Consider the following 15,864-nt stretch of genomic DNA (forward strand, 5'->3'; position numbering starts at 1 on the left):
CAGCACACTCAAGTTTTGTGCTGGTGTGTGAGGAGTGCCCTGGCGGAAGGGGACGGAGATGGCACGTGCGGTCGGGATCGATCTGGGGACCACGAACTCGGTGGTGGCCGTGCTGGAGGGCGGCGAACCCACCGTCGTCGCGAATGCGGAGGGGGCCAGGACCACACCCTCGGTCGTGGCCTTCGCCAAGAACGGCGAGGTGCTCGTCGGGGAGGTCGCCAAACGGCAGGCCGTGACCAACGTGGAGCGGACCGCCCGCTCCGTGAAGCGGCACATGGGCGACACGAGCTGGCGTTTTCCCGAGCAGGGCTCCGTGGACGGCACCCGCTACCGGGCGCAGGAACTGTCCGCGCGGGTGCTGCAGAAGCTGAAGCGGGACGCGGAGTCCTACCTCGGCGAGGATGTGACGGACGCGGTGATCACCGTACCGGCGTACTTCGACGACTCCCAGCGGCAGGCGACCAAGGAAGCCGGGGAGATCGCGGGCCTCAAGGTCCTGCGGATCATCAACGAGCCGACGGCCGCAGCCCTCGCCTACGGCCTCGACCGCGGCGAGGAGCAGACCGTGCTGGTCTTCGACCTCGGCGGCGGCACCTTCGACGTGTCGCTGCTGGAGATCGGCGACGGCGTCATCGAGGTCAAGGCGACCAACGGCGACACCCACCTCGGCGGCGACGACTGGGACCAGCGGATCGTCGAGCACCTCGTCAAGAAGTTCAAGGGGCAGTACGGCATCGACCTCGGCAACGACAAGATGGCCGTGCAGCGACTGCGCGAGGGCGCCGAGAAGGCCAAGATCGAACTGTCCAGCTCGTCCGAGACGACGATCAACCTCCCCTACATCACCGCCTCCGCCGAGGGGCCGCTGCACCTCGACGAGAAGATGACCCGCGCCCAGTTCCAGGAGCTCACCGCCGACCTGCTCGACCGCTGCAAGGCCCCCTTCCACCAGGCGGTCAAGGACGCCGGCATCAAACTGTCCGCCGTCGACCACGTCATCCTCGTCGGCGGCTCGACCCGGATGCCCGCGGTCACCGACCTCGTCAAGGAACTCACCGGCAAGGACCCGCACAAGGGCGTCAACCCCGACGAGGTCGTGGCCGTCGGCGCGGCCCTCCAGGCGGGCGTCATCCGCGGCGACGTCAAGGACGTGCTGCTCCTCGACGTCACCCCGCTGTCCCTCGGCATCGAGACCAAGGGCGGCATCATGACCAAGCTGATCGAGCGCAACACGACCATCCCGACCCGGCGTTCGGAGATCTTCACGACGGCCACCGACAACCAGCCCTCGGTGGGCATCCAGGTCTACCAGGGCGAGCGCGAGATCGCCGCCTACAACAAGAAGCTCGGCGTCTTCGACCTCACGGGTCTGCCCCCGGCCCCGCGCGGCGTCCCGCAGATCGAGGTCGCCTTCGACATCGACGCCAACGGCATCATGCATGTGTCGGCCAAGGACCTCGCCACCGGCCGCGAACAGAAGATGACGGTGACCGGCGGCTCGGCGCTCCCCAAGGACGACATCGACCGGATGATGCGGGAGGCCGAGCAGTACGCCGAGGAGGACCGCAAGCGCCGGGAGGCCGCCGAGACCCGCAACCAGGCCGAACAACTCGTCTACCAGACGGAGAAGTTCATCCGGGACAACGAGGACCGGATCCCCGCCGACACCAGGTCGGAGGTGGAGACGGCCGCCACGGAGCTCAAGGGCCTGCTGGAACGGAACGCGGACACCAACGAGCTGCGCACCGGCGTCGAGAAGCTCGCCACCGTCAGCCAGAAGATGGGGCAGGCCATGTACGCCCAGGCCGACCAGGGCGGCTCCGGCAGCGGCACCGAGCAGGGCGCCGCACCGCAGGACGAGGAGGGCGTGGTCGACGCCGAGATCGTCGACGAGGACCGCGACACGAAGGGCGGCGCGGCATAACCGTCAGACGCCCGTCCTCTCCCAGCCACGCCGCTCCGGCCGCGACCCCAGCTGCCTGGGGTCGCGGCTCCGGTACACCACATACGGCCGGAACAGGTACTGCACCGGCGCGCTGAACATGTGGACCAGGCGGGTGTACGGAACCAGGGCGATCAGAGCCATGCCGATCGTCGCGTGGACCCGGTACAGCACCGGCACGCCCTCCATCAGGTAGGTCTTCGGCTGGAGCGTGAACAGGCTGCGGGCCCAAAGGGCAATGGAGGCGTGGTAGTTGTATCCGTCGCCGGTGCTGTGGGTGAGCTTGGCGGCCATGCCCATCGCGATGGCGGCGAGCAGGACGACGTACATGAGTTTGTCGTTCACGGTCGTCGCCCGGAAGATCGGGGCGTGCGTGCGTCGGCGGTGGACGAGCAGCAGGGCCCCGGCGACGGCTAGCGCGCCGGCCGCTGTCCCGCCGTAGAGCGAGAACACGTGGTACGTGTGCTCGCCGACGCCGATCGGGTCGGTCCACGACTTCGGGACGAACAGGCCCACGAGGTGGCCGGCGAGTACGAAGAGGATGCCGTAGTGGAAGGCCGGGGAGGCGATGTTCAGCAGCTTCGAGTCGTGCACCTGCGACGAACGCGTGGTCCAGCCGTACTTGTCGTAGCGGTAGCGCCAGATCAGGCCGGCGACGAGCAGGGCGAAGGCGACGTACGGCAGGACGCCCCACAGGAGCGTGGTCATGAGCGAACCTCCGGGTGGGGGATCGGCAGTGTGGCGCATACGGCATCCAGGACGGACGCGTACGGGGTACCGAAGGCGGTGAGCCCGGCCCGGAGCTGCCCCAGGGCCTCGTGGTGCTCCGTGAGGATGTCCGTGTTCCCGGTACGGGCCGCGAACTCCAGAACGGCGGGCAGGAAGTCGGGCAGCTCCTCGCCGGTGAACTCCAGGCCGGCGGCGCGGTAGACGTCCTTGAAGCGGACCAGCGACATGCCGCGCCGCCGGGTGTCCCCGTCCCGCCACCAGCTCAGATAGAGGCTGTGCCGGTTCTTGAAGTCGAAGACCTGGACGTAGTGGGCGGCCAGTTCACAGGGCGGCGTGACGGCCGCGTGGTCGGTGAACTCCCGCAGCTGCGGGGCCGCTTCGCGCAGCAGCGGCAGCCGGGCGCGGAAGTCGTCGTCGGGATAGGTCAGGCAGAGCGCTGCCGCCTGGTACAGCACGGCGTCCGAGGGCATCAGGTCTCCTTGGTCTCATCCGTGGTCCGGCGTCCGCGCAGGGCGTGGAAGTTCTCCACCGACACCGACACCGGCAGCCGCCTGCGTCCCGGGTCCCGGCCGAACGGCCCGTCGCCGCCCGCACCGGCGCCCTGGTAGTCGAGGCTGCAGCCCTGCAGCCCCCTGCAGCACCGGGGCGCCGATGAGCGAGTGGAAGCGGGCGCCCGTCGCGTGCGACACGATCGACATCGCGGGGATGGGGGAGGAGCCGGCGATGCGGTCGGGGCCGTACGTCCTGATGGTGTGGACGTGCGCGGCGGCGACGATCTCCACGGCGTCGTCCCAACTCGCCTGCACCAGGCCGCCCTTGAAGGCGGCGCCGCGCGGGCAGCCCCGGGGTTCGTACTCGGGCCGGTCGGGGTCCACCGACGGGTAGTCCGTCTGATGGAAGGCGTCGGCCTGGCGTCCGCCGGTGAGCGCGATGCTGAGCCGGTCGGGGGCGGTGGCTCCGGGGCGGAAGCACCGTCCTGCGCGGAGCAGGGCCGCTCCCGGCTCGGCGGGCGGTATTCGCGTGTCGGCCACGTGCGTCGCTCCCTTGCTCGCCCTGTGCTTCGACGCTAGGGGCGGGCGGGGGAACGCACCTGTTCATGGCACCCGTACGGGTGCTGGGGGGAGGCGGCCGGTGGTATGTGACATACCACCGGCTGTGCCATGTCACATACCACCGGTGGTGCTATGTCATGCAGCACGGGCCGTGCTATGTCGCGTACCACGGGACAGTGCTATGTCATGCAGCACGGGCCGTGCTATGTCGCGTACCACGGGACAGTGCTATGTGACATACCACCGGGCAGTGCTATGTCACACACCACTCGACGTCACCTCTTGACGGCCACCCCCGCGTACACAGGCACGACGCCCTCCGCCTGTGCCGCCACGTCCTCCGCCTCCGGCCGCCACCCGGTCACCGGGATCACGCCCGGCCCCAGCAGCTCCAGCCCCTCGAAGAACCGCTGGAACTCGGTGATCGAGCGCGGATAGAAGGGGGTGCCACCGGCCTGGAAGGCAGCGGCGGCCTTCGCGATGGCCTCCGGGTTCAGGTCGGGGGTGACCTGCGACAGGATCAGGTAGCTGCCCGGGGCGAGTGCCGCGACGTACTTCTGCAGCAGGCCGTGGACGTCGTCGCCGTCGGCCTCCCCGCCCAGGTAGTGGGTGAGCGCGACCAGCGACAGCGCGACCGGCCGTGAGAAGTCCAGCGACTCGGCGGCCTGCTGCAGCAAGGTGTCGATGTCCCGCACGTCCGCGTGCACATAGTCGGTGCGGCCCTCCTCGGAGCCGCGCAACAACGCCTGGGCGTGCCGCAGCACGATCGGGTCGTTGTCGGCGTACACGACCCTGGACTCCGGCGCCACGTCCTGCGCCACCTGGTGCAGATTGGGTTCGGTGGGGATGCCCGTGCCGATGTCCAGGAACTGGCGGATCCCGGCCTCGGCGACGGCGCGGACGGCCCGGCGCATGAACCTCCGGTTGGCCCGCGCCCCACGCACCGCGCTGCTGTCCAGGGCGAGGATCTTCCGGGCCAGCTCCTCGTCCACCGGGTAGTTGTCCTTGCCGCCCAGCCACCAGTCGTACACACGGGCAGGGTGCGGCCGACTGGTGTCGATCTGTGGTGCGGCGTCGGATCCGGTCATGCGGCGTCTTCTCCTCCAGTCGGACAGGTGCGGTGCGTGACTCAGCAGTCCTCGCGGTGCTCCCGCAGGATCTTCTTGGTGCGCTGGGCCGACGCGGCGCGCGCCGTCATGTGGTCGAGGACCTCCAGATGCGCGGAGACCTCCTTGCGCGAGTCGAGGTACAGGGCGCCGGTCAGATACTCGGTGAAGACCATGTCCGGCAGCTCGGGCTCGCCGAAGCGGAACAGGGTGAAGGGTGCGTATGTCCCCGGGTGCGGGCCGTCCTTGAACTCCGCGATCTGCAGCGTGACCCGGTCCCGCTCGGCGAACTCCAGCAGCTTGTCCAGCTGCTCGCGCATCACCTCGCCGCGGAGGCTCACCGGGCGCCGCAAAACCGTTTCATCCATGATCACCCACAGGTGCGGCGGGTCCGGGCGCTCCAACAGCCGCTGCCGGGCCATCCGCAGCGACACATGCCGGTCGATGGTCTCCGGACCGGTCTGCCCGACCGTGCCCGCCTCCATCACCGCACGTGCGTAGGCCTCGGTCTGCAGCAGCCCGGGAACGAAGTGCGGCTCGTAGGAGCGGATGATGCCGGCGGCGCCCTCGAGGCTCACATACAGGCTGAACCAGTCCGGCAGCACGTCGTGGAACCGCTGCCACCACCCCGGCCGGTTGGCCTCCTCGGCCAGGGCGACGAACGCGGCCGCCTCGTCGTCCGGCACGCCGTACGTCTCCAGCAGCACCTGGACGTACGGGATCTTCAGGGCGACCTCGGCCATCTCCATCCGCCGTACGGTCGCGGGGGCCACCCGCAGGACGCGTGCGGCCTCCTCGCGCTTGAGCCGGGCCGCCTCCCGCAGCTCCTGCAGGCGCCTTCCGAGCACCACTTGGCCCACGGTGGGCGCGGGACGCCGCTCACTCACGCCACGCCTCCCCTACGCGCCGAAGTAACCGCGCAGCAGTGTGCCATGTTCCGGTGACAGTCTCGACGGTTCGGTGGTGAGGCGCTCGCCACGCGGGCCGTCCGGAGGACACCCGTCAGGGCATCAGCGACTGGAGGTACTTGACCGTCGCCGGGTCGGCCGGAAGGAGCGTCTCGATGGCCAGCTCGGCGACCGTCACGTCCATGGGGGTGTTGAAGGTGGAGATGGAGGAGACGAAGGACAGCGTCCGGCCCTCGTGCTCGATCTGCATCGGGAGCGCGAAGTAGGGGACGGGTTCCGCAGGTTCGTGGTCGTGGCTGTGCTCCGGATCGGGCACCGGGTAGGCCGCCACCTCCTCGTACAGCGCCCGCAGCGGCGCGGAGCGGTGCAGGGCGATCTCCCGTTCCATCTGGGCGAGCAGATGCCCGCGCCACTCCGGGAGGTTACGGATCCGCGGCGCGAGACCCTCGGGGTGCAGCGTCAACCGCATGGCGTTCAGCGGGGGTTCGAGCAGCGACTCCGCGACGCCGTCCAGGAACATCATCATGCCCCGGTTGGCCGCGACCACGTCGTACACCGAGTCGACCACGAGCGCCGGGTAGGGCTCGTAGCACTGGATGAGGCGTTCCATGCCCTGGCGCAGGGCGTCCAGCGCGGGCGAGTCGAGCGGGGTCTCCGGGTAGTGCGGGGCGTAACCGGCCGCCAGCAACAGGGAGTTGCGCTCCCGCACCGGGACGTCGAGATGCTCGGCGAGCCTGAGCACCATCTCCTCGCTCGGCCGCGAACGGCCCGTCTCGATGAAGCTGATGTGCCGCGCCGAGGAGTCGGCCCGCAGCGCCAGCTCCAGCTGACTGATCCGGCGGCGCTCCCGCCAGGACCGTAGGAGGGGGCCGACGCCCTTGTCGGTGGGGGCGGTGGCCGAGGCGCTGGTTCCCGTCGCGACAATGGTCATACGTACGACCGTAGTCGAGGAGCGCAGATCATGAGCTGGCCGCAGAAGAACCCGACCTTGGAGGCGGCGGCGGTGTACCGGGCCAGAGTGCGGGGGTGTCTGCTGGGCGGGGCGGTCGGGGACGCGCTGGGCTATCCGATCGAGTTCCTGTCCCTGGACCGCATCCGCACGGTCCATGGCGAACGCGGGGTGACCGGGTTCGTGCCCGGTGCGCAGGGCGCGATGGGCCTGATCAGCGACGACACGCAGATGACGCTGTTCACCGTCGAGGCCCTGATCCACGCGCACGCCCGGGAGCGGATCAGGGGGATCAGCGGCGCCTGGGCACAGATGCTGCGCGAGGCGTACGAGCGCTGGCTGAAGACCCAGTCCAGGCCGGGCCCGGAGCAGGGCGCCCCCACGGGCGGTCTGATCGACGAGCCCTGGCTGTACGCCCGCCGTGCGCCCGGCAACGCCTGCCTCTCCGGGGTCGCCCAGGCCTACACCCCCGACCCGTGGCTCGCGCTCGACGGCAAGCCCGGCCAGGTCAACCCCGACTCCAAGGGCTGCGGCACCGTGATGCGCTCGGCCCCCTTCGGCCTGATCAACTCCGCTGAGGGGGCCTTCGACATGGCCGCCCGCGGCGCCCAGATCACCCACGGCCACCCGACCGGGTACTACGCGGCCGGCGCGCTGGCCGCGACCGTGGCGTATGTCGTCAAGGGGGACTCGTTGGAGGGCGCGGTAGTGCGCACGCTCCGACTGCTGGCACGTCATCCCGGCCACGAGGAGACGACGGCCGCCCTGGAAAAGGCCCTCGACCTGGCCGCGCAGGGACCGCCGACGGCCGGAAACGTCGAGAACCTCGGCGCCGGCTGGGTCGCCGAGCAGGCCCTCGCCATCGGCGTCTACTGCGCCCTCGCCGAGCCCGACGTCAGGGCCGCCCTGCTGCTCTCCGTCAACCACTCCGGCGACAGCGACTCCACCGGGTCCATCTGCGGCAACCTCGTCGGTGCGGTGCACGGAGACGTCCGCCTGCCGCACGAGTGGGTCGAGCAGGTCGAGGGCAGGGCCAGGATCGCCGCGATCGCGGACGACCTGGCGGCGGAGTTCCTGCACCAGTGGCTCTGAGGCGCCCGGGGCAGCCGTTCCTCTCCGCCCGGAGGTGTCCCCGGCCTGCCCCCGGGGGACCCTTCTGACCAGGACCGCAGTCAGTGGCTGTGGCACGCTGAAGAAGCACCCGGTGCCGAGAAAGGAGCGAGCCCATGCCCGTCGAACCCCTGTCGCTGAAGGAGATCGAGGACCGACTGGCCGAGCTGCCGGGCTGGTCGGTCGAGGACGACCGGCTCACCCGCTCCTACCGGCTCGGCACGCACTTCGCGGCCACCGCGATGGTCATCCACATCGCCCAGGTCCAGGACGAGCTCGACCACCACTCCGACCTCACCCTCGGCTACAACACCGTCTCCCTGTCGGTGAACACGCACAGCGCGGGCGGCAAGGTCACCGAGCTCGACTTCGGCCTCGCGCAAAGGGTCGAGGAACTCGCACCGGCACACGGGGCACACTGACCCGCGTGCTCGACTACGACAAGGAAGCCGACGCGTACGACGCCACCCGCGGCGGTGAGCCGAGGGCCGCGGCCGCCGCCGACGCCGTACTCGGCCTGATCCCGGCAGCCGCCGGCCGGCTCCTCGACGTGGGCTGCGGCACCGGGATCGTCACCCGGCGCCTCGCGGCCGCGCGGCCCGCCACCCGGGTGACGGGCGCCGACCTGACATACGGCATGGCCCGCGTGGCCGCCGGACGCCTGCCCGGCTCCGTCCTGCTGGCCGACAGCCGCCGACTGCCGTTCCGCGACAGGACGTTCGACGCCGTCACCAGCGTCTGGCTGCTGCACCTCCTCGACGAACCCGAGGACGTGCGCGCCGTCGTCGCCGAGTGCGCCCGCGTCCTGAAGCCCGGCGGCGTGTACGTCACCACCGTCGACAAGGCCGCCGCCCACGACGTCGGCAGCGACATCGACGCGGTCCTCGCCCCGCGCCCGCGGCGCCCGGCCCCGGACGCCGCCCCGCTCGTGGAGTCGTACGCCGCCGCGCACCGCCTGCACCCGGCGGGGCAGGCCCGATTCCCGGGCCTCGGTCAGGGCCGCAGCCCCCGCCGCACGGCCGCCGATCTGCGGCGCGGCTGGTTCACCCAGCTGCCGCCCGGCGACCCGCTCACCGAACGGTTCGTCGCACGCCTCCAGGCGCTGCCCGACCAGGAACGACCGCGCGCCGACCCGGACTTCAGCCTCCGGGCCTTCAGGAAGCCGGCGGCCGACTGAAGTCCATGGTCCAGTTGGTCACCCACGTCCGGCCCTCGTCGACGGAGAACGCCTGCTCCCAGCGGGCGGAGACAGGCGACACGTCCGCCCACACGAACCGCACCCGCACGTCCTTGCCGATGGGGGTGCCCCCGCTCGAGCGAAGCCGAGAGTGGGGGAGTGTGTCGTCGCCGTAGAACTCGCCGCGATCGCCTTCGAAACGCCCGATCACGGGCGGGAAGAGCTTGCCGCTGCGGTTGGAGGACCAGTTCAGCGACCACTCCTCGCGCTCCACGTCGAACAGGCGCAGGGTCAGCCCCTTCGCGCCGAGGTACGGCATGTCGATCTCGTCGATGTTCGCGGCACCGTCGAACAGCGGGCGGCACCAGTTGGTGCCCGGAAACTCCACCCAGTCGCTGTCCGGGTCGAGGAAGTCGGTGCGGCGGCGGTTCGCGACCTGCCACTCGCCGTGGAAGAAGTCGAAGTCGTGCGGGCTGCTCATGAGCGGTCTCCTGTGGTTCCTGTGGTTCCTGCGGGCAGGGAGTCGGTCAAGTAGGCGTCCAGGTCTGGCACTTCGGGTGCGAGCATGTGCCGTACCCAGGCGTCCCGTTCGTGCTGGATCGGCGGCAGCTCGAAGACGCAGCCGATCCAGGGGAGTTCGGGCCTGATGAAGTGGGTGGGGTCGCTGTCCGGGCAGCCGAGCACCGGCTGGCCCGCCGCCGCGTTCGCGTAGTGCAGGACGTTGTCCCACACCCAGCTGTAGGCGTTGATGTACGCGCCGTCGTCGTTTCCCCGGTGAACGACGACGAACGTCGCCGGCGCAGTGCCGTCCGGCTCCGGCAGCAGCTCCGGCAGGATCGCGTACGCCGCCTTCTCCACGTCGGCTGCGATGCCCGTCGGGTCGGCCGTGACGTGGTAGCGCTTGATCAGCCGTCCAGCCACCTCGACGGGCGGCGGCACGGTCAGGAATTTCTCCGTGAAGGCCATGGACAGGACGTTAGGCCGACTTCACTGACATCCTGTGTCAGTGAAGGCCGGCCGACTCGTCTCGATCCTTCTCCTGCTCCAGACCCGGGGCCGGATGACCGCCGCCCAGCTCGCCGAGGAGCTGGAGGTCTCGGTCCGCACGGTCTACCGGGACGTCGAGGCGCTGGGCGCGGCGGGCGTCCCGCTGTACGGCGACGCGGGCCACGCCGGCGGCTACCGGCTGCTCGACGGCTACCGCACCCGTCTGACCGGCCTCACCGCCGACGAGGCCGAGGCCCTCTTCCTCGCCGGCGCGCCCGGCCCGGCCGCGGAGCTGGGCCTCGGCTCGGTGCTCGCCGCCGCCCAGCTCAAGGTCCGCGCCGCCCTGCCGCCGGAGCTGCGCGCGCACGCCGACCGGATCAGCGGCCGCTTCCACCTCGACGCCCCCGGCTGGTACGCGGACGCCGAGGAGGCGCCGTATCTGCCGGCGGTGGCCGACGCGGTGTGGAACAGCCGCGTCCTGAACGTCCTGTACCGCCGCTGGGCCGACCCCACCGACGTGGAGCGCCGCCTGGAGCCGTACGGGCTGGTGCTGAAGGCCGGCCGCTGGTACGTCGTCGCGGGCCCCGGCCCCCGCACCTTCCGCGTCGACCGGATCCTCCGACTCGCCACCTCCGACGAGGAGTTCGCCCGCCCGGACGACTTCGACCTGGCCGCCTACTGGGCGGCGTACCAGCGCGACTTCCACGACCGGCTGTACCGCGGCGAGGCACTGGTCCGGCTGGCGCCGGGCGTGCGGCTGCCGAGGGCGGTCGACAGCCGCACGGACGCCGACGGCTGGACCCTGGCCACGGTCCCCATCGAGTCCGTCGAGCACGCCCACGGCGAGTTCCTGCGTCTGGGCACGGACATCGAGGTGCTTCAGCCGCCCGAACTACGTGAGCGCATCGCCCGTACGGTGGCCCAACTGGCGGAAAAATACGGCAACTTGGCGGAAAGCGGCGGCGACTGAGGGGACAGAACCCGTCCGTCCTCATCTGGAGGTTCGTCACGTGCAGCACCCGCACAGGCACCGCAGACGCCGTGTCCTCCTCGCGGCGGTGACACCAACCTGGTCAGCTGGCGCTGGCTGGGCACCGACCCGAACGACGTCTCCTTCAACGTCTACCGCGCCGGCACGAAGGTCAACGCGGCCCCGATCACCGGCTCCACGAACTTCTTCCACGCCGGCGCCCCCGCCCAGGCCGACTACACGGTCCGCGCGATCGTGAACGGCGCCGAGCAGGCCGACTCGGTGCACGCGATCCAGTTCCGCACGGGCTACAAGGACGTGCCGATCACCCCACCGGCAGGCGGCACCACCCCCGACGGGGTCACGTACACCTACACGGCGAACGACGCCTCCGTCGGCGACCTGGACGGCGACGGTCAACTCGACTTCGTCCTCAAATGGCAGCCCACCAACGCCAGACAACTCCCAGTCCGGCTACACGGGTGACACGTTCATCGACGGCATCAAGCTCGACGGCACCCGTCTGTGGCGCATCGACCTGGGCCGCAACATCCGCTCCGGCGCGCACTACACGCAGTTCCAGGTGTACGACTACGACGGCGACGGCAAGGCCGAGGTCGCGACGAAGACGGCGGACGGCACGGTCGACGGGACGGGCACCGTCATCGGCAGCTCCTCCGCCGGCTACCGCAACTCCAGCGGGTACGTGCTCTCCGGGCCCGAATACCTGACCATGTTCAACGGCCAGACGGGCAAGGCGATGCAGACCGTCGACTACGTCCCGGCCCGCGGCACCGTGTCCTCGTGGGGCGACTCGTACGGCAACCGGGTGGACCGCTTCCTCGCGGGCACGGCGTTCCTGGACGGCTCCCGCCCGTCGCTCGTCATGGCCCGCGGCTACTGCACCCGCACGGTGATCGCCGCCTGGGACTGGCGGGGCGGCGCCTTCACCCGCCGCTGGACCTTCGACACCAACTCCTCGACCAACTCCGGCAAGGGGTACGACGGTCAGGGCAACCACCAGCTGTCGGTGGCCGACGTCGACGGCGACGGCAAGGACGAGATCGTGCACGGCTCGATGGCCGTCGACGACGACGGCAGCGGCCTGTGGACCACCCGGAACGGCCACGGTGACGCGATGCATGTGGGTGACCTGGACCCGTCCCGCCCGGGCCTGGAGGAGTTCAAGGTCGACGAGGACGGCTCCAAGCCCGCGTCCTGGATGGCGGACGCCAAGACGGGTCAGATCATCTGGTCCACGCCCGCCGACGGCGACAACGGCCGGGGCGCCTCGGGGGACATCTGGGCCGGAAGCGCGGGCGCCGAATCGTGGTCCTCCCACGCGGACGGCGTACGGAACCCGAACGGCACCGTGGTCGCGAGCCGCAAGCCCTCAAGTATCAACTTCCTGTCCTGGTGGGACGGAGACACGGTCCGAGAGCTCCTCGACGACACCCACATCGACAAGTACGGCACCTCGTCCGACACCCGCCTGCTGACCGGCTCCGGCGTCCACTCCAACAACAGCACCAAGGCGACGCCGTCCCTGTCGGGCGACATCCTCGGCGACTGGCGTGAGGAGGCCGTCTGGCCGACGACCGACAACACGGCCCTGCGCATCTACTCCACGCCGTACGAAACGAGTACGAGGATCACGACCCTGCTGCACGACATGCAGTACCGCACAGCTCTTGCGTGGCAGAACACCGCGTACAACCAGCCGCCGCACCCGAGCTTCTTCATCGGCGACGGGATGGCGACCCCGCCGAGACCGACGGTCCGCACCCCGTGACGCGGAGGCGGTCGCCCACACCGATCGCGGGCGACCGCCTCATCTCACCGGGCCGGCTTCAGCCACCCAGGACGCCACCCAACAGGCCGCCCAGGAGGCCGGTCACGACGCCCAGAAGGCCCGAGAGCCCGTCATGGTGGTCGCCGTTGTCGCCCTTGGACGAGACGCATGTCTGGTGGCCCAGGAGGGAGATGTGGATTGTTCCTTCGCACTTGGCTGGCGCCGGAGCCGCGGAGGCGCTCGGCGCCATGAGGGTCAGGGCGATTACGGGAGCGGCGAGGACCGCCGCGACGCGGGAGCGGGTCGATTTGCGTGTGCGCTGCGACATCACTGTCCTTTCGACGAGCATGTGGGACCGGACCTTCCTTGATCAGGTTCAATCAGATTCAGGTGGCCCTCTGCGCTCCGCAACTCGAGGATCACTCCGGGCGACCGTTCGGCCCAGTCAGGCGACCGTGCAGGTCTGGTCGCCCAACTTGAACGAGGTCGGTTTCGTGTTCGCGCCCGACCAGCTGCCCGTGAACCCGAAGCCCACGGACGAATTGGCCGCCACCGTGCCGTTCCAGCTCACGTTCTTCGCCGTCACCGCCGCGCCCGACTGGGTGTGGTCGGCGTTCCACAGCTGGGTGATCTTCTGGCCGTCCGCGAAGGTCCAGCCGAGTGACCAGCCGCTCCAGGCACTCGCACCCGTATTGGTGAGCTGGACGTCGGCCTGGAAGCCGCCCGCCCACTGGTTGGTGATCTTGTACGTCACCGTGCAGTCACCGGTCGGCGTCGGGTCCGTGCCGCCACCGCCGTTGTCGCCGCCTCCGCTCGTGTCGGAGGTGTCGCCGTACATGACACCCCGGCCGTTCGTCGAGACGTACACCCGTCCGTAGACACGCGGGTCACCGGTGATCGCCCCGCCGGTCCAGCCCCACTGGTGGGCGTCGTCGTTGATGCGGGTCCAGGTCGCGCCCTTGTCGGTCGAGCGGAAGATGCCGCGGACGCCGCCGATCTTCGCGCTGGTGTAGAGGGTCTGGTACGAGGCCCCCGTCGCCGCCTTGCCGAAGCCGATGGTGTCGGCCTGCTCGACGCCGGACAGCTTGGTGAAGCTCGCCCCGCCGTCCGTGGAGTGCCACAGTCCGTACGCTCCGTCGGAGGCGCCACCCGCGAGCCAGATGTCACCCTTCACGCCGGGCAGCGCCTTGAAACGCACGCTGTCGCCGCTGGGGAGGCCGGTGGCCGAGGACGCGCTGAAGGTTGTGCCACCGTCCGAACTCACGTAGAACTTCCCGGACTTGAAGCCGTAGAAGGTCTTCGGGTCGACCCGGTCGGACTCGACGGTCGCGCCGGAGGGGATGCCGCTCGACGCCGCCCAGGACGAGCCGAAGCCGGTCGTGTACTGCACGCCGGTGCCGGCCGGGCTCCAGACGAACCGGCTGCCGTCCGAGGCCGCTGCCGCCGTTCCGCCGCCCGAGACGCCCGAAGGGTCCGTCCCGGCAAACCAGTTGGCCCCGTTGTCCGTCGAGAACGCGATGTGCGGACCGGAGTCGAGGTTGCCGACCCGCACGACCGTGTTCGGGTTGGCCTCCGCGAAGTCGAGGCTGGTCGTCGTGGTGAAGGCCGGCGAGGTGAACATCATGGAGGGGACCTTGGTCAGGTCCGTGTGCCGGAAGCCGCCGATGTCACCGAGGGCGCTGAACAGCTGGGCGCCGCCCGACGGGGGAGAGGCGAGGTCGTTGACCGCCGTCTCCTCAAGCCCCTGCACCATGGGCTTCACGGTGAACCGGCCCCCGCTGTCCCACTTGGTGAGGTCCTCGGTGCCGTAGAGCGTCGCCCCCGTCCCGTACATCATGCGGTCCGAGTTGAACGGGTCGATCTCCAGCGACTCCGTCATCCAGCCCAGTTTCGGGGCCTGTTCGGGGGGTGAGGGGTTCGCGTTGAAGGTCAGCCAGGGGGACGACGAGACGTCCATCGTGTAGCGGTTCGAACGGGTGGGGTACGACGTGTAGTCCCACGCCTTCGTCCAGGTGCCGCCGCTGTCGGTGGAGCGGAAGATCTGGGTGTCCGGCCACCAGGAGCTGTAGGCGGTCGTCATGACCGTGCCGGGATGCTGCCGGTCGACAGTCAGTCCGCTGAAGCCGTAGTACGTGTCGGCCTCGGCGACCGGGCTGATGTCGGTCCAGGTGCCGCTCGCGGTCGCGTACCGCCACAGCCGGCCCTTGCCGCCGTCGTAGGGGCCGCCCTTGTCGCTGTAGGCGAGATACAGACAGCCGTTCTTCGCATCGAGCACGCCCTTGTGCGCCAGATATCCCGTCGGCTGCCCGGCCAGCCGGGTCCAGGTGGCGCCCGCGTCCGTCGAGCGGTACACCGCGTTGTCCTTGTCGGCGACACCGACGTAGATGGTCCTCGTCGCCGTGCCGGAGGTACCGGTCGACTCGTCGAAGGTGACCCAGACGATTCCCTGGTTGTCGGAGGCGTACCCGCTGGTGTCGCTCGGATCCTGCACGTAGTTGCCGACGTTGGGGAAATTGCCCACCTGCGACCAGGTCGCGCCGGAGTCCGTCGACCGCCACAACCCCTTGCCGCTGGGCGCCCCCAGATACAGCACGCTGTCCTTGTTCGGGTCGATCGCGAGCCGCTCGCCCATGCCCCGGCCGGGCATGTTGCCGCCGAGCTTGAACGGGAGATCCGCCTTCTGCCAGCTGGCACCGCGGTCGGAGGACCGCAGCACGGCGCCGTTCGTCGGGTCCCAGCTGTTGGTGTACGTCCCTACGGCCGCGTACACCTTGTTCGGATCGACGGAGTCGGAGGCCAGGCTGACCACCCCGGTGTGCCCCCACTCGTCCCAGCCGACCGAGTCCAGCAGCGGCGTCCAGGTCTTGGTCGACTCCTGCCAGCGGTAGGCCCCGCCGATGTCGGTGCGTGCGAAGGCCAGGTTCTTCTCGCTGCGGTTGAAGACGATGCCGGGAACGAAACCGCCGCCGTCGATCCGGGCGTTCTTCCAGGTGTAGGTATCTGCGGCGAGCTCCACCTTCGCGCCACCGTCGGCCGCAAGTGCAGGCGGCGTGCCCGCCAGCAGACCGGCGGCGAGCGCGAGGACAGCCGTGAGGATGCGGGTTCTTCGCACGGGGGTCCTTTCCGGGATGTGGGGTTCCAG

General features: G+C 70.1%; 14 protein-coding genes and 2 pseudogenes. 6 read left to right on the forward strand and 10 right to left on the reverse strand.

From position 1 onward, the window contains the following. Positions 1 to 58: 58 nt before the first annotated feature. Complete coding sequence (dnaK, locus tag EDD92_RS38460) at positions 59 to 1,924, forward strand: molecular chaperone DnaK (RefSeq protein ID WP_123968556.1); 1,866 nt, start codon at positions 59 to 61, stop codon at positions 1,922 to 1,924. A 3-nt stretch (positions 1,925 to 1,927) separates the two neighbouring features. Here the strand turns inward: dnaK and narI are convergent, their stop codons facing one another. From narI to EDD92_RS38490, 6 genes and pseudogenes are all read right to left on the reverse strand, one after another. After that, positions 1,928 to 2,650 carry a respiratory nitrate reductase subunit gamma gene (gene narI, locus EDD92_RS38465; protein WP_123968557.1) on the reverse strand — a complete coding sequence of 241 codons (723 nt, stop codon included), beginning with the start codon at positions 2,648 to 2,650 and terminating at the stop codon, positions 1,928 to 1,930. Then, complete coding sequence (narJ, locus tag EDD92_RS38470; RefSeq protein WP_123968558.1) at positions 2,647 to 3,141, reverse strand: nitrate reductase molybdenum cofactor assembly chaperone; 495 nt, start codon at positions 3,139 to 3,141, stop codon at positions 2,647 to 2,649. The genes narI and narJ overlap by 4 nt, the downstream gene beginning before the upstream one ends. Before the next feature lie 165 nt (positions 3,142 to 3,306). Then, positions 3,307 to 3,702 (reverse strand): annotated as a pseudogene (locus EDD92_RS38475) (molybdopterin-dependent oxidoreductase); the annotation flags it as partial. A gap of 296 nt (positions 3,703 to 3,998) precedes the next feature. Continuing rightward, on the reverse strand, positions 3,999 to 4,811 hold the full coding sequence (locus tag EDD92_RS38480; RefSeq protein WP_123968559.1) for an SAM-dependent methyltransferase: 813 nt from the start codon (positions 4,809 to 4,811) through the stop codon (positions 3,999 to 4,001). A 41-nt stretch (positions 4,812 to 4,852) separates the two neighbouring features. After that, positions 4,853 to 5,716 carry a helix-turn-helix transcriptional regulator gene (locus EDD92_RS38485; protein WP_123968560.1) on the reverse strand — a complete coding sequence of 288 codons (864 nt, stop codon included), beginning with the start codon at positions 5,714 to 5,716 and terminating at the stop codon, positions 4,853 to 4,855. A gap of 115 nt (positions 5,717 to 5,831) precedes the next feature. Beyond that, entirely contained in the window at positions 5,832 to 6,668 is an 837-nt protein-coding gene (locus EDD92_RS38490) for a helix-turn-helix domain-containing protein (RefSeq protein WP_123968561.1), read from the reverse strand. Between the two features lie 30 nt (positions 6,669 to 6,698). On the opposite strand from EDD92_RS38490, the gene EDD92_RS38495 reads away from it, so the two are divergent. From EDD92_RS38495 to EDD92_RS38505, 3 genes are all read left to right on the forward strand, one after another. Beyond that, positions 6,699 to 7,778 carry an ADP-ribosylglycohydrolase family protein gene (locus EDD92_RS38495; RefSeq protein WP_123968562.1) on the forward strand — a complete coding sequence of 360 codons (1,080 nt, stop codon included), beginning with the start codon at positions 6,699 to 6,701 and terminating at the stop codon, positions 7,776 to 7,778. 134 nt (positions 7,779 to 7,912) lie between these two features. Then, positions 7,913 to 8,218: a 4a-hydroxytetrahydrobiopterin dehydratase gene (locus tag EDD92_RS38500; protein ID WP_123968563.1), complete on the forward strand. Its 306-nt coding sequence runs from the start codon at positions 7,913 to 7,915 to the stop codon at positions 8,216 to 8,218. Positions 8,219 to 8,223: 5 nt separating this feature from the next. Then, a complete protein-coding gene (locus EDD92_RS38505) occupies positions 8,224 to 8,973 on the forward strand; it encodes a class I SAM-dependent methyltransferase (protein WP_123968564.1) in 750 nt (249 codons plus the stop codon). Here EDD92_RS38505 and EDD92_RS38510 read toward each other — a convergent pair. Further along, entirely contained in the window at positions 8,951 to 9,454 is a 504-nt protein-coding gene (locus tag EDD92_RS38510) for a hypothetical protein (RefSeq protein ID WP_123968565.1), read from the reverse strand. The genes EDD92_RS38505 and EDD92_RS38510 overlap by 23 nt on opposite strands. Next, entirely contained in the window at positions 9,451 to 9,939 is a 489-nt protein-coding gene (locus tag EDD92_RS38515; protein ID WP_123968566.1) for a hypothetical protein, read from the reverse strand. Before EDD92_RS38515 ends, EDD92_RS38510 begins: the two co-directional genes overlap by 4 nt. A gap of 40 nt (positions 9,940 to 9,979) precedes the next feature. Between EDD92_RS38515 and EDD92_RS38520 the strand changes: the two genes are divergently transcribed. Together EDD92_RS38520 and EDD92_RS38525 are read left to right on the forward strand one after the other, a co-directional pair. Then, entirely contained in the window at positions 9,980 to 10,930 is a 951-nt protein-coding gene (locus EDD92_RS38520; protein ID WP_123968567.1) for a YafY family protein, read from the forward strand. A 96-nt stretch (positions 10,931 to 11,026) separates the two neighbouring features. Continuing rightward, a pseudogene (locus EDD92_RS38525) lies at positions 11,027 to 12,722 on the forward strand (rhamnogalacturonan lyase); the annotation flags it as partial. Positions 12,723 to 12,780: 58 nt separating this feature from the next. Here EDD92_RS38525 and EDD92_RS38530 read toward each other — a convergent pair. Together EDD92_RS38530 and EDD92_RS38535 are read right to left on the reverse strand one after the other, a co-directional pair. Further along, the gene (locus EDD92_RS38530) at positions 12,781 to 13,050 is read right to left on the reverse strand and encodes a hypothetical protein (protein WP_123968568.1); all 270 of its coding nucleotides are present in this window, start codon (positions 13,048 to 13,050) and stop codon (positions 12,781 to 12,783) included. 117 nt (positions 13,051 to 13,167) lie between these two features. Next, positions 13,168 to 15,834 (reverse strand): cellulose binding domain-containing protein, encoded by a 2,667-nt coding sequence (locus EDD92_RS38535; RefSeq protein ID WP_123968569.1) that lies wholly within the window; start codon positions 15,832 to 15,834, stop codon positions 13,168 to 13,170. Positions 15,835 to 15,864 lie beyond the last annotated feature (30 nt).

The sequence above is a fragment of the Streptomyces sp. TLI_185 genome, from assembly GCF_003814765.1.
GTDB lineage: Bacteria > Actinomycetota > Actinomycetes > Streptomycetales > Streptomycetaceae > Streptomyces.

Coding starts and splice junctions, on each gene's coding strand:
- dnaK (WP_123968556.1), top strand. CDS start 59: ATGGCACGTGCGGTCGGGATCGATCTGGGGACCACGAACTCGGTGGTG.
- narI (WP_123968557.1), bottom strand. CDS start 2,650: ATGACCACGCTCCTGTGGGGCGTCCTGCCGTACGTCGCCTTCGCCCTG.
- narJ (WP_123968558.1), bottom strand. CDS start 3,141: ATGCCCTCGGACGCCGTGCTGTACCAGGCGGCAGCGCTCTGCCTGACC.
- EDD92_RS38480 (WP_123968559.1), bottom strand. CDS start 4,811: ATGACCGGATCCGACGCCGCACCACAGATCGACACCAGTCGGCCGCAC.
- EDD92_RS38490 (WP_123968561.1), bottom strand. CDS start 6,668: ATGACCATTGTCGCGACGGGAACCAGCGCCTCGGCCACCGCCCCCACC.
- EDD92_RS38495 (WP_123968562.1), top strand. CDS start 6,699: ATGAGCTGGCCGCAGAAGAACCCGACCTTGGAGGCGGCGGCGGTGTAC.
- EDD92_RS38500 (WP_123968563.1), top strand. CDS start 7,913: ATGCCCGTCGAACCCCTGTCGCTGAAGGAGATCGAGGACCGACTGGCC.
- EDD92_RS38510 (WP_123968565.1), bottom strand. CDS start 9,454: ATGAGCAGCCCGCACGACTTCGACTTCTTCCACGGCGAGTGGCAGGTC.
- EDD92_RS38515 (WP_123968566.1), bottom strand. CDS start 9,939: ATGGCCTTCACGGAGAAATTCCTGACCGTGCCGCCGCCCGTCGAGGTG.
- EDD92_RS38530 (WP_123968568.1), bottom strand. CDS start 13,050: ATGTCGCAGCGCACACGCAAATCGACCCGCTCCCGCGTCGCGGCGGTC.